This is a genomic window from Bradyrhizobium yuanmingense (assembly GCF_900094575.1).
Lineage (GTDB): Bacteria > Pseudomonadota > Alphaproteobacteria > Rhizobiales > Xanthobacteraceae > Bradyrhizobium > Bradyrhizobium yuanmingense.
Window position 1 is genome coordinate 162412 of sequence record NZ_FMAE01000005.1, and the last position, 14058, is coordinate 176469.

The following is a 14058-nucleotide window of genomic DNA, read 5'->3' on the forward strand; positions in this document are numbered from 1 at the left end:
CTCTCCAGTCTTCCCGGAATTGCAATGAGATTGCTTGCCTTGCTCTGCCTGCTCGTCCTGGCCGCGCCCGCCGGGGCGGCCGCGCCCGAGCAGCATTATCTCGACCTGCGTGACCGCTACATCGCAAAATTCTCGAATGCCAAGGAGAGCGACGAGATCTACAAGCAGCACGATGCGGCCCTGAAGGAGCTGGCCGGCGTGCTGCGCGGTCTGATCGGTCCGGTCGCGATCAAGGGAGTCCCGGCCGAGGGCAAGTCGAACGTCGATACGCTGTTCAAGGACGACATCGGCTTCGGCCATCTCGACGGGCTGAGCTTCGCATCCGAAGGCGACAAGATGCAGGCTGTGGTGACCACGACCGGGCTGCTCAAGCACTGGCTTGGCGAGCATCGCGCCGACGGCATGCCTCAGGACAGTGGCGCCGCGTTGAAATCCGACCGCTTCTATTATTACGCCATCCAGGACGCCGCCTTCGCGATCTACGCGGAGCTGCCGATCACCAAGCCGGCAAGGGCGAGCGTCGCAGCCGCTGTGCTCGGCGTGCGCGGCAATGGCGGCCTCAAGGGCCCGCCGGACGAAATCGACGTCGTCGCGATCCATGGCGACAAGGTCTATTTCCTCGCGGCAAGGGAGGCCGTGAAGACCGCCCCGATCGCGACCTGCGAGAAGGTCTGGAAGCAGATGATGGCCAAGCCCATCGACAAGAAAGACCCGCGCGGCGAGATGGCCCGCGAGGACAAGGCAATGACCGCCTTCACGGCGTGCTTCGCCAAGGAAGCCCCGAGCCAGAGCTGGTATGCGGCCGCCGTCAAGAAGGCGCAGAGCCAGCTGGACCGGCTGCCGCTTCCCTAGGAATGCCAGCTCGATATTCTCCGCCGTGATCCTCCGGCTGTGAACCACCGGCTTTGAACCACGCCTTGGCCTGCGCAGGCGAGGCGGCGCCGCGCCGTCGGCAAACGGAAGACATGAGGTTTTTGAATAGGTTAGGCCAATGCGGTCGTCCTGATCGTCATATTCGGCGGATGCAATCCCCGCGAGCTTCCACTTGCGGGTTGGGCGAGTTACTATGGCCTTTTGCGATACTTGCTGCATCCGGTCTGGCACCCGCTGGAGACCGTTCTTGCGGTTCGTCAACGAGTTGGCTGCGATTGACGATGATTACGCAGACCCGCGACCCCAGAGGCGAACGTCATCGATTGACGGTGCTGTTCTCCGACCTTGTCGGATCAACCGCCCTGGGCCGGGATGTCGAGTCCGAGCACCTTTCCGAACTCCTCAGCCAGTTGCGGCAGATCTGGCATCGCGCGGTGGCGAAGCACGGTGGTCGCATCATCCGAACGCAGGGAGACGGTGCGCTCGCCATTTTCGGCTATCCCCAATCCGGCGAAGATGACGGTCGTCGTGCTGCGGAAGCAGCACTCGATATTCACGAATGGGTCGGAGAGCTGCGCCACGATGGCGTATCGCCGGCGCTGATGCCGCTTCGAATGCATTCGGGTATCCACGCCGGCACCGTGCTCTTGACCCAAGGCGACATCGAGTCCGGCCGGTATGACCTGATCGGCGATGTCGTGAACACGGCAGCGCACCTGTCGCGCCACGCCGGTCCGGATCAGATCCTGGCCAGCCTCGATGCCCTTGGGCCGCATGCCAACTTCTTCGAGCTCGCCGCCCACCTCCCAGCGGCTTCGGGAATGCCGCAGGCGAGGCTGGTGTTGGGTCGTAGCACGGCGACCCGACGCTTCGAGGCAACCTCGCGCCGCGGCCTGACGCCCTTCATCGGCCGCAACGAGATATTCGGCTTCCTGACACGCTTTCTGAGCGAAGCACCTGCGCAGGCGCAACGCTGCGCGGTGGTCGTCGGCGGACCCGGACTCGGCAAGACGCGCCTTCTGGAAGAAGTGCTGGGGCACGTCGGCACCGAGCGCATCAGGCTGCTGCGAGGCAGTTGCGAGAGTTACGTCGGTGCCGAGGTTCTGCAACCATTCCTGCAAATGCTGCGCGCTGCGCTGGGAATTCGAGCGGACGCCTCCCTCGTCGAGGCAAAGGAGACGGCGCGCGCGGCTCTGGAGCCATGGGCGGCCCAGCTCGGTCCGAATGCAGAATCGATCCTGGCACTGGCGTCGGCCGGCGCCGATGCGCGTGGCGGCCGCATCACCGTCGACGGCGTCGTCGGCGATCTGCTCGGGTTCTTCACCGGACTGTCGGCACATGGCCCGCTGGTGCTGGTGATCGACGACTGGCAATGGTCCGACGACGCGAGCCGCCAATTGCTGCAGGCTTTGCTGGAATTGCCCAACGGACCTCACGTCATCCTCGCCAGCCGGCCGCGCGAGGACGGCACCGAATGGATTTCCGGCGCGCCGCACCTGTTTCTCGAACCGTTTCAGGGGCCGGAAACCGACTTTGCCGTACGACGTTGGGTCCCGCAGGCCGATCCCTTCCTCGTAGCCCGCATCCATGCCTATGCGGGCGGGGTGCCGTTGTTCATCGAAGAGCTCTGCCATTCCATCGCCGCCAACGATCCTGCCTCGTTCGAAGCGCGCAGCAAACAGGGCTGGATCGCAACCCTGGTCGCTTCGCGCCTGGCACGCCTGCCGCCCGATGAGGCGAAGGTGGTGCGCGCCGCGGCCGTTATCGGCAACACCGTGCCGCACGGGTTGCTGGTTTCGGCGTGCGGCAGCGAACCCGACCCGGCCATCGTGCGGGCATTGGCGGATGCGGACTTTCTCTTTGCGGATCCAGCGGGCGGCGTCCTTCGCTTCAAGCACGGCATCACGCGCGATGCGGTCTACGACACCATTGGCCTGCACGAGCGTCAGGCATTGCACAAGCGGATCGAAGACACCCTGCTGGCGCGGTCCGAGCAGGCTGATGGCGAGGATGCGATGGAAGCTCTGGCCTACCATTCGCAAGGCGCAGGTCATTGGAAAAGCGCAGCCCATTATGCTGAACGTGCCGGCGACAAGGCCATGGCTGCATTTGCGCTCGATCGTGCCAGCGCGCAGTACCAGGTTGCGATGCAGGCGCTGGATCGCGTGCCCAATCGCTCGCGCGAGCAATCGCTGCGCTGGTGCTTGCTGGCCAACAAGCTGGGTATGGCCAACATCTTCGACCCGCTGTCGCTGACCGACGACACCTCCGTGTTCGAACGCGCGGTTGCGATCGCGTCCTCCCTCGGCGAGACCGCTGCGATGGCCAGCGCCTATGAATGGCTCGGCTACATGTGTTACGGGTTTGGCCGCTTCCGGGAGGCCGTGACCCACACGCGGACGGCGCTGGAATTGGCGCGCAAGCTCGAAGACCGCCGCCTGATCGCGCAGATCGAAGCGACGCTCGGGCAGATTCTGGCTGCAAGCTGTCAGTACGACGAAGCGATCGCCTTGATCGACGCTGCCATTTCGACCAAGCAGCAACGCAGCCGGCGTCATGGTGCGATATCCTTCGGGGCGGCCTATGCGCTGTCGTGCAAGGGCGGTGTCCTGGCGGATCGCGGCGATTTCGAGGGCGCCCACGCCTGTTTCAGTGAAGGCATGGCTCTGGTCGAAGGCTCGACCCACCCGGTCGTCAATTCCGTCCGCAACTGGATTGCCGTCGCGCTGATCTGGCAGGGCCGCTGGCAGGAGGCGGAGCAGCTCGCCGTGGAAGGGGCGCGCATCGCCGAGAACACGCGCAGCCTGCTGCTTCTGGCCGATTGCCGCGCCGCCTCCGGATTTGCCCGCTGGTCGGCGACCGGCGACGCCGACGGCTTGCTGCAGTTGCGGAATGCCGCGGAATGGATGGAGCGGCGCAATTTTCACTTCTACACGTCGGTTCAGTACAGCTGGCTCGTCGAGGCGGCGACCGCCGAAGGCGATGTCGAGACGGCGCGGCGGTATGCCGCCCATGTCCTGCGCCGTGCGCGCGAAGGCGAGCGACTGGGCGAGGCGGCGGCATGCCGCTCGCTGGCGAAGCTCGCAGCCCTGCGCCAGGATCTCGGCCTTAGCGAGCGCTGGTTGCGACGGGCTGAAACCTCCGCAGGCTGGCGCGGTTCGCTGCGCGATGCGGCTCTGAACCTCTCCCTGCGCGGCGAGCTTCTCGCAGGGCAGGGCCGGGGCGAGGCGGCCCGCCAGACCATGATGGAAGCCGCCGAGAAGCTGCGCGCGCTCGGCATGCACTGGCATGCGGAGGAGACGATCAGGCTCGTCATTGGCATACCCGTCGGCTACGCCAACGATCAGCTCGCTCGGCATTGTGCCGTCTAACCCCTGCGCACCTTTCCTTACACAGCTCTAGGGTGGAGGTGGGCTCGGCGCGGGAACCCTTCCGTCCATCGTCAGGCTCATTGGAATGGGGCCAGTCCGCAAGGGTAGCTCCGTCTCCACCAGTGCGCTGAAGAAACCCAGCATCACCGCCAGTGCCGGGTCTGCTCCGGGACATGAATGCGTCGGATGCCCCGCGACCCTGCGGTTGCCGCCGAAGGCGTGGTAGATGTCCTGGCGGCCTTCGGCGAGACTTTGCTGGGTGGCGGAGACTGCGCCGGCGACGATGACGTCGCCAGGCCTCACCTCGACCCCTCCGATGCTTTGCGAAACGACGGCTGTCCGCCAGATCAATTCTGGCACCGCGCGAAGTTGCATCGCGGGGATGAAGTCGTCTCTTAGCCGGTTGAGGGCGTCCATGTAGTTCTTTGCCTTCGTGCCGGCATAGCGAGCGCGCAACGCCCATAGCGTTCCTTCGCGCAGCCATTCGTTCAGTATCCGCCGCAGGTTGCCGTCGACGGTCGGAATGAATCCCATCATGGCGCCGGCGACCGTGCGCGCCACGAACGGAATGTCGCCGTTGCCCCGCGGCGAGTTATAGACCGCCTTGGTCACTGGCCCGTTTGTCGGCCCGAACTGCGTCAGGAAACCTTCCATCGCACGGCGCGCAGCGTCGCCATGTGCCGCGCCGATCGCCTCCACTGTCGCGTTCGGGTGCGGCTGGAAGATGTAGCGCGAAGGCGACAGGAAATGCCCGGGATAGCCGGGCGGCTCGCCCGGCGTCCAATCCCAGCGATAGCCGACGCGGCGGAAATGACCCCCGTCCTCGCTCAACCCGAACCACGCTTCGCAGAAGGCGGCGAGCAGCGGATCCACCAATTCGTGCACGTCGACGGTCAGCTCCCAGCTCACTTCGCCGTCGCTGGCGGCATAGTCGATCGTCTGCTTGACCATGAAGCCCAGCACCTTCTGTGTGACCGCGCGCGCCAGCTCGAATGCGGCGGGTTGGTCAAGGGCCATGATCGCGGCGTTGCAGGCCTCGGATTCCTGCTCGTAGACCTGGTCCGGCTGCCCGGCGTCGCGGCCAAGATAGAGGATGCCGAACGACCGCAGCATGCGGGGAAGATAGCCGGTGATGGTCAGCTTGGTGTCGGAATCGGCGAACACCTTGTAGACCATGTCGCGGTCGGCCACCAAGACCCCGAAGGGCGTGCGAAGCGCGCCGCCGTGGCGCTCGCGGATCGCAGCCCAGATCGAGGCGTTGACGAAATGCGAGGCTGAATCCGGATCTTCGAGCGCTGTCTTCCATGCGGCCATCGCCGCGGCTTCGCCCTGCCGGCGCTCGATCAGGCGCAGGCGCGCGATCTCCTTTTCTCCCCGATCCGCGGACCACGTCACGGCCGGTTTGTACCCCTGGCTCGCCGCCCATTGCTTTAGATCGGCAAGCGCCTTCTTCGATGGCGCAAAGAAATATGCTCCCCATTCCAGACGAACGAACGGACGAGGTTCGTCGTGGAGCCGGTCCGAGCCGTCGAGCGCGACGCGAATGGTCTGGCCTTCATGCTCGAAACGGAAATGCCGGAGCCGGCCAGGCTCGGCGAGGCCGAGGAAAGGATCGCTGACCCCCGAGGACGAACCCGCGCTGTTGCCGCCAGAGAGCCAGCTCTGCACCACCTCGAATTGCTCGCCGAGGCTGGCATTGTAGGCCATGAAAACCAGGCCCCGCTCTGCTTGCTGGCCGGATTTGGCGGCTTGCGGGTCGACGGGCGGCCCGTAGGACATGCCGCGCCTGACGATCCGTGGGGGCCGGGCGCCGGCATCCGCCTTGGTGATCGACACGCGCGGATTGGCGCGCCGTATGTGCGCGTGGAACGGACACGATTGGGCCTGCGGGTCGGCGTCGTAGTTGAAGTCGTTGTGGCCTTTGTCAGGGGGCGGAGTAGGGGTCAGGGGTTGCCCGGCCTGGGGATGGCCGGTCGGCCAGCGTCCCATCATCTTGGCCATCAGCGTCTCGCGCGTCAGGGCAGGTGCGTCCGGTCCGGCCATCTCGGCTGCCTGTCGCGTCGCGCGGGCGAGCACATCCTCGAGCTGCTCGACGTCCTGTCGCAGCTTGCGCAGCGCCATGAAGCTGCCGTCGCGGAGCATCGCGTGAGCACGATTGGTCGCGTTGCCGAACGGCGCCGTCTCGTCGGCGATGTTCGGATAGCCGCACAGAATTTCGCCGAGATGCACCTGATTGGAATAGTACGTGCCGGCCTCGCACTCTCGCAGCACCGGGTTCGAACTGCCGTCGGCGAACCCGAAATGGTCCTGCATGTCGCGGGATCTCTTGTCGCGCTGCCGCTGCATCCATTGGATCGAAAGGGGCCTGATACCCGCATCGACCCCGACCAGGCGGTTCATTTCGGCCATCAACGCGTGTCTCGCATCCGCCGTCGTCTGCGCGTCCTTGGACAGCAACAGGCGGAGTTGAAGGACGGCATGGACCGAGCTCATGCTGATGCGCGGCGCCGGGTCGCCTTCGGGCAGGTCCGGCGCGTCGGTCCCGAGCGCCCAATTGCTGGCGGGAAGGCGCCATCGCTGCGGATGATTCCAGCGCACGTCGCCGAGCAGGCCGGCGCGTCTTTCCATGCCCTGCACGAACTCTTCCGGCAGAGTGCGCACCTCTTCGTCCGACAGGCCGGCCTGACGCAGTCCCTCGACCGTGAATGCGATGTTGGTGACGATCTGCCCCGGCGTCAGAACGTCGGCTTCGGAAGTCACCTCGAGGACGTCGAGAAACGCGGCCAGTGCGGCCGGATTGGCGAACTGCAGCAGCAGCAGGCAGCCGTGATCTGAATTGTAGGCGGTCAGAATTCCGCCTTGCACGTTGCCGGGATCCTGCAACGGCAGTTTTGCCGGCGGGGCGAGGGGCAGTTTGCGCCGTACCGGCGCCACATCGGGTGGGGCCATCAACCAGCGCAGGGCCTCTTCATAGCGCCGGCGAGCGCGTTTGACGCCTTCCGCGTAGGTGGGGTCGTTGATCATGGTGACGAATTCGGGCAGCAGCTCGTGGCCGGCCCGATGCAGAAGCACCCCGTCATGCGTCCCCGGCGGATAGAAGTCGGCCAGACGGTAGAGTCCCGCCAGTGCGCGGATGCCGTGGCGAAACGGAGGCCGGGCGGCAGCTTCGATGCTGAGCGGTTTGCTGAAGCCGGCATTGGTCGGATCGACGCCGACCTGGCCGTCGACCTCGAATATCGAGTGTCGCGCGATGTCTTCCGGCGAGGGAATCCTGATCCGCGTGACGATCTTGTCGGCGCCGGCGCCAGAGGCGCGCCGATAGACCCGCTCCTCCATCCGCAGGAAGCGCGTGTCATCCACGGTCAGGTCGGGGGTGGCATAGAGGAAATAGGCTTCGGTCTGCTTGCTCTTGAGCCAGATACCCCAGTTTTCGTACGTGTTCTCGTATCCCAGCACATAACCATCGGTATTGCAGAAGATGAGGTCGAGCAGCCGGGCGGCCTTCTGCCAGATGACGCGCACATAGGCTTCCCAGGAGCCGTCGAACGTGGCGGTCAGCAGCACATAGTCCACGCCGTCCACGGATTCGTCCTCGGGTTCGAGCACGGCGATGCCCACCGAGTGGATCCGCCCCACGCGGTCAACGGAATCGGTCAGCACGCGGGCGAGCTCGTATTCATACGCGTTGGCGCGTCCGCCATTCAGCGCCCGTAGCACGTATTTGACGCGGGTCTTGTACGTGGTCGCATCCAGGGACGGCACGAATCCCTTCTTGATCGGAGCCATCACCCTGAAATCGGACGTGCCGGCCATGCTGCCGGTCTTGATGGTCAAATCACGACGCATGTTTTTGGCTCCCCCGGGTCGCACGCAGACTTGAGGCCATTTCGCGCCTGAGCCCAGCAACCGAAACGTGTTTCGCAATGCAACGCTAGTTGCGAATAGTGCGGCTCGCGGCCGCTCGATTGTATGAACTGGCCCACACTTTCCGAACTTTCCGTTGCGGTCAGCGGTCGGAAAGTTCGCCGGAGCAGCGCAATCCACCAGGACTGAGCGACCTCGGGTTTGAGCTCGGTAAGGGGCGATATCGGCTTCGGGCATCTGAGCACGGAACGCTTCCTCAATCAGGCAGGTCTGCAGATGGTCCACGTCCCATACCGGGGCCAGGCGCCGACGACGCTCGCCATCTTTGCCGGCGAGGTCGACATTCTGCTCACCACCACGTCCGATACGCTGAACGAGCACATCCGCTCCGGCAAGGTGAAGCTGCTCGGGGTTTCCTCGCCCGGTCCTTCTCCGGTTGCTCCCGGTGCGGCATCCATCGGCAGTGCCTTGAAGGGCTATTCGGTCGAAACGTGGTTCGGCATTCTCGCGCCTGCCGGCACTCCGCCAGACGTCTTGGCCAAGCTCAACGCTGCGCTTGGCACGGTGCTGGCGATGCCGCAAATACGGGATCGGTTTCTCTCCTATGGCGTGGAGGCCAAGGCCAGCACGCCTGCCGAACTGCACGCCCTGATCGCCGCAGAAATCCCGTCCTGGCGCAAGGTGATCGAGGAACGCAACGTCAAGACCGAATAGCGGACGTTCGGGGAGAGGGGACTGGCCGAGGCGGAAGAGACCTCGAATAGGGCGATCACCAGCCGGTGGATCGCGGCGTCTGGGCTTCCGCCGACCGCCGGAGCTTGGAGGTAGGCTCGCGCCGCAGCCGCATCGTCACGTTGCCAGAGGAGGAAGCCGCCGATCACTTGGGGTACCAGTCGGCAGAACCAGATCAACGTAGCATCGTCGAAATCGCCGCAGGACATTGGCCTGGTGCCCGGCACATCCACAATTCGCATAAGGTATATTATGGAATATATTTATGTACAATGAGATCAATCATTTGGGCGGAATTGCTGACATCCGACCTTCGCCAAAGCCCGTATCTCCGTCTGCGCGTCGGCCGTCGTCTTAGCTCTTGACGTCTACTGTGCATGGGGTTGTTTTTCAGGTTTTGAAACGGGTCGAGGTCTGCGAAAGCCGATATTGCCGTGACCTTGTCCGGCTGCAATAAGCGAGGCATCCGCGAGATCGCAGATGACCCTAAGGCCGACCGCCCGTATAGGTTTGCATCTCAGAACAACAACAAACCTTCCGAGGAAGCAGACCCATGGTCCTTTCCACGCGCTATTCCCGACGCACGCTTCTCAAGGCTTCCGCCGCGACCGCGGTCCTCGGCGGCCTCGGTGCGCCCCATGTGGCCCGCGCCCAGAGCGCCGAGTTCACCTACAAGTACGCCAATAACCTGCCCGACACCCATCCGCTCAACGTCCGTGCCAAGGAGATGGCGGCGGCGATCAAGACCGAGACAGGCGGCAAGTTCGACCTGCAAATCTTCCCGAACAATCAGCTCGGCTCCGACACCGACATGCTGAGCCAGATCCGCTCCGGCGGCGTCGAGTTCTTCACGCTGTCCGGCCTGATCCTGTCGACCCTGGTGCCGGCGGCGTCCATCAACGGCATCGGCTTCGCGTTCCCGGACTACGACACGGTCTGGAAGGCCATGGACGGCGATCTCGGCGCCCATGTCCGCGGCGAGATCAAGAAGGCCGGTCTCGAGGTCATGGACAAGATCTGGGACAACGGCTTCCGCCAGACCACGTCGTCGAGCAAGCCGATCGCCGGCCCCGACGATCTCAAGGGCTTCAAGATCCGCGTGCCGGTGTCGCCGCTGTGGACCTCGATGTTCAAGGCGTTCGATGCCGCGCCCGCCTCGATCAATTTCAGCGAGGTTTATTCCGCGCTCCAGACCAAGATCGTCGAGGGCCAGGAGAACCCGCTGGCCATCATCTCGACCGGCAAGCTCTACGAGGTGCAGAAGTACTGCTCCCTGACCAACCACATGTGGGACGGATTCTGGTTCCTGGCCAACCGCAGAGCCTGGGAAAAGCTGCCGCAGGACGTGCGCACCATCGTCGCCAGGAACATCAATGCCGCCGCCGTCAAGGAGCGTGAGGATACCGCCAAGCTGAACGCCAACCTGCAGCAGGAACTCGCGGGCAAGGGCCTGACCTTCAACCAGCCGCCTATCGCGCCGTTCCGCGACAAGCTGCGCTCCGCCGGCTTCTATGCCGAATGGAAGGGCAAATATGGCGATCAGGCCTGGGAGCTTCTGGAGAAGGCCGTCGGCAAGCTGTCGTAGCGCGTTGGGGCCGTCGAGGTCGGTATCAGGATGGCTCACGTCGAGATCGAGGTGACCGAAGCGGTGGGCGAGGTGACGTTGCAGTCCCCTCGCCGACCTTCGCTGCTGGCCTCAGTCGAGCGCGTGCTCGGCCTCGTCGTCGAAATCCCGACGGCGATCCTGGTGGTCGCCGAGATCGTGATCCTGTTTGCCGGCGTGGTCGCACGCTATGGCCTGCACCGCCCGCTGATCTGGTCGGACGAGCTCGCCTCGATTCTGTTCCTGTGGCTCGCCATGCTGGGCGCGGCGGTTGCGTTCCGCCGCTCCGAGCACATGCGCATGACGGCGGTCGTCGCCAGCGCCAGGCCGGCGATGCGGGCCTATCTCGATCTGGTCGCGACCTCCTCGGCCCTGGCGTTCCTGATCCTGATTGTGTGGCCGGCCTGCGACTACGCCTATGAAGAAAGCTACATCACGACGCCGGCGCTGCAGATCTCCAATATGTGGCGCGCCGCCGCGCTGCCGGCCGGCATCGGCCTGATGGCGGCCTTTGCCCTGCTGCGGCTCGCGCGCGCCGCCAACCACCGAATGGTTGCGGCCGCCGTGCTGTCGGTTGCGGTCGTGATCGGCCTGTTCTGGCTGGCCGAGCCATTGCTGAGGCCGCTCGGCAATCTCAACCTCATCATCTTCTTCGTCGGCGTCGCCGGCTTCTGCGTGTTTGCCGGGGTTCCCATTGCGTTCGGCTTTGGTCTTGCGATCTACGGCTATCTCGCGCTGACCACGCGCACGCCGGTCATGGTGCTGGTCGGGCGCATGGACGAGGGCATGAGCCACCTCATCCTGCTTTCCGTGCCATTGTTCGTGTTCTTAGGGTTGCTGATCGAGATGACCGGCATGGCGCGGGCCATGGTGGCGTTCCTGGCAAGCCTGCTCGGCCATATCAGGGGCGGCCTGCATTACGTGCTGGTCGGCGCGATGTACCTCGTCTCCGGCATCTCTGGCGCCAAGGCGGCCGACATGGCGGCAGTCGCGCCCGTGCTGTTCCCGGAGATGAAAGAGCGCGGCGCCAAGCCCGGCGACCTCGTCGCGCTGCTGGCGGCCACCGGCGCCCAGACCGAGACCATCCCGCCCAGCCTCGTGCTGATCACGATCGGCTCGGTCACGGGCGTCTCGATCGCCGCCCTCTTCACCGGCGGCCTCCTGCCCGGCGTCGTGCTCGCCGTCACGCTCTGCATGCTGGTGTGGTGGCGCTACCGCCACGAGGACATGGGCCACGTCCGCCGCGCGACGGCATCCGAGATCGGCAAGACCTTCGTCGTCGCCCTGCCCGCGCTCGCGCTGCCCTTCGTGATCCGCTATGCCGTGGTCGAGGGCATTGCGACCGCGACCGAAGTCTCCACCATCGGCATCGTCTATGGCGCCCTCGTCGGTCTCCTGATCTACCGCCGCTTCGACTGGCGGCGGCTGTTTCCGATGCTCGTCGAGACCGCCGCGCTGTCGGGTGCGATCCTCCTGATCATCGGCACCGCAACCGGCATGGCCTGGGGCCTGACCCAATCCGGCTTCTCGCGCTCGCTGGCTGCGGCCATGACGGGATTGCCGGGCGGGGCTGCGACCTTCATCGCCGTGTCGATCCTGGCCTTCACCATCCTCGGCAGCGTGCTGGAGGGCATCCCGGCGATCGTGCTGTTCGGACCGCTGCTGTTTCCGATCGCCCGCGCCGTCGGCGTGCACGAGGTGCACTACGCCATGGTGATCATTCTCGCCATGGGTATCGGGCTATTCGCCCCGCCCTTCGGCGTCGGCTATTATGCCGCCTGCGCCATCGGGCGCGTCGATCCGGCCGAAGGCATCAGGCCGATCTGGGGCTATCTGCTGGCGCTGCTGGTGGGATTGATCATCGTCGCGATCTTCCCCTGGATCTCGATCGGATTTCTTTGATGCGGTTTAAGGAGGGTGTCGATGAGTGAGCGACAGAATCCGTACAATATCGGCCTCGACAAGACGCAAGCCAATTATGTGCCGCTGAGCCCGCTGAGCTTCCTCGCGCGCAGCGCCGCGGTCTATCCCGATCACGTCAGCACGGTCTATGAAGGCCGCAGCTTCACCTGGGCTCAGACCTATGAGCGCTGCCGGCGGTTCGCCTCGTGGCTTTCGAGCAAGGGCATCGGCGTCGGCGACACCGTCGCGGCGATGCTGCCCAACATTCCCGCGATGAACGAGGCGCACTTCGCGGTGCCCATGACCGGCGCCGTGCTCAACGCGCTCAACATCCGTCTAGATGCGCCTTCGATCGCGTTCCAGCTCGATCATGGCGGCGCGAAAATCATCCTGGTCGATCCAGAGTTTTCAGGCGTCATCACTGCGGCCCTGGCGCAGATGACCGGCCCCAAGCCGCTGGTGGTCGACGTCGACGATGCATCGTTCAAGGGCGGCACCCGCATCGGCGAGATCGAATACGAGGCAGCCGTCGCCGAAGGCGATCCAGGCTTCGCGCCGATCACGCCGAGCGATGAATGGGACGCGATTGCGCTGAGCTACACCTCGGGCACGACGGGCAATCCCAAGGGCGTCGTCACCCATCATCGCGGCGCCTATCTGAACGCCGTCAGCAACATCCTCGCCGGCAATCTCGGCCAGCATCCGGTCTATCTCTGGACGCTGCCGATGTTCCACTGCAACGGCTGGTGCTTTCCCTGGACCATTGCGGCGGCCGCCGGCATCAATGTCTGCCTGCGCAAGGTCGAGCCGACCAGGATCTTCGAGCTGATCAAGCAACACGGCGTCACCCATATGTGCGGCGCGCCGATCGTCTACAACACGCTGATCAACGCGCCCGATGCACCAAAGGGCGATGCGGCCCGCCGCGTCGTCGGCCTGATCGCGGGCGCAGCGCCGCCGGTCGCGGTGCTGGAAGGCGCCGAAAGCATCGGCATCAAGCTGACGCATGTTTACGGCCTGACCGAGGTCTACGGCCCCGCCTCCGTCTGCGCCGAGCAGCCGGGCTGGGATGACCTGCCCGCCGCCGAGCGCGCGCGCATGAAGCGCCGGCAGGGCGTGCCCTACCCGCTGCAGGAAAGCGTCACCGTGATCAACCCGCAAACGATGCAGCAGGTGCCGCGCGACGGCGAGACCATCGGCGAGGTCATGTTCCGCGGCAACATCGTGATGAAGGGCTACCTGAAGAACGAGAAGGCGACGAAGGAAGCTTTCGAAGGCGGCTGGTTCCACACCGGCGATCTCGGCGTGCTCGACGAGCACGGCTACGTCATCATCAAGGATCGCTCCAAGGACATCATCATCTCCGGCGGCGAGAACATTTCCTCGGTCGAGGTCGAGGACATCCTCTACAAGCACCCGGCCGTGCTGTTCGCGGCCGTGGTGGCAAAGCCCGATCCGAAATGGGGTGAAGTGCCCTGCGCCTTCGTCGAACTGAAAGAGGGCGCCAGTGCCAGCGAGGCGGATATCATCGCCTTCTGCCGCAGCCAGATGTCCGGCTTCAAGACGCCGAAGGCGGTCGTGTTCGGGCCGATCCCGAAGACGTCCACGGGCAAGATCCAAAAGTTCCTGCTGCGCAACGAAGTCGGCTCGGTGAAGGCGATCTCGGCCTGACCAGCGGCCAAAGAAGCTTCCGCCCGCCTGCGGCGGGCGGAA

General features: G+C 64.9%; 7 protein-coding genes. 6 read left to right on the top strand and 1 reads right to left on the bottom strand.

Annotated features, from left to right (window positions below):
• The first annotated feature begins 24 nt into the window (after positions 1 to 24).
• Positions 25 to 852 carry a hypothetical protein gene (locus GA0061099_RS18170; RefSeq protein ID WP_036028051.1) on the top strand — a complete coding sequence of 276 codons (828 nt, stop codon included), beginning with the start codon at positions 25 to 27 and terminating at the stop codon, positions 850 to 852.
• 350 nt (positions 853 to 1202) lie between these two features.
• Positions 1203 to 4244 carry an ATP-binding protein gene (locus GA0061099_RS18175; RefSeq protein WP_244620987.1) on the top strand — a complete coding sequence of 1014 codons (3042 nt, stop codon included), beginning with the start codon at positions 1203 to 1205 and terminating at the stop codon, positions 4242 to 4244.
• A 27-nt stretch (positions 4245 to 4271) separates the two neighbouring features.
• Here GA0061099_RS18175 and GA0061099_RS42980 read toward each other — a convergent pair whose 3' ends face one another.
• A complete protein-coding gene (locus GA0061099_RS42980) occupies positions 4272 to 8345 on the bottom strand; it encodes a Dyp-type peroxidase (RefSeq protein WP_145793558.1) in 4074 nt (1357 codons plus the stop codon).
• Between the two features lie 39 nt (positions 8346 to 8384).
• On the opposite strand from GA0061099_RS42980, the gene GA0061099_RS18185 reads away from it, so the two are divergent.
• From GA0061099_RS18185 to GA0061099_RS18200, 4 genes are all read left to right on the top strand, one after another.
• Complete coding sequence (locus GA0061099_RS18185) at positions 8385 to 8822, top strand: tripartite tricarboxylate transporter substrate-binding protein (protein ID WP_141697639.1); 438 nt, start codon at positions 8385 to 8387, stop codon at positions 8820 to 8822.
• Positions 8823 to 9393: 571 nt separating this feature from the next.
• Positions 9394 to 10425 carry a TRAP transporter substrate-binding protein gene (locus tag GA0061099_RS18190; protein WP_036031413.1) on the top strand — a complete coding sequence of 344 codons (1032 nt, stop codon included), beginning with the start codon at positions 9394 to 9396 and terminating at the stop codon, positions 10423 to 10425.
• A 30-nt stretch (positions 10426 to 10455) separates the two neighbouring features.
• Positions 10456 to 12345, top strand: coding sequence for a TRAP transporter large permease (locus tag GA0061099_RS18195; protein WP_074447957.1), 1890 nt, complete (start codon positions 10456 to 10458; stop codon positions 12343 to 12345).
• A 21-nt stretch (positions 12346 to 12366) separates the two neighbouring features.
• Complete coding sequence (locus tag GA0061099_RS18200) at positions 12367 to 14016, top strand: acyl-CoA synthetase (protein WP_036031425.1); 1650 nt, start codon at positions 12367 to 12369, stop codon at positions 14014 to 14016.
• The last annotated feature ends 42 nt before the right edge of the window (positions 14017 to 14058 follow it).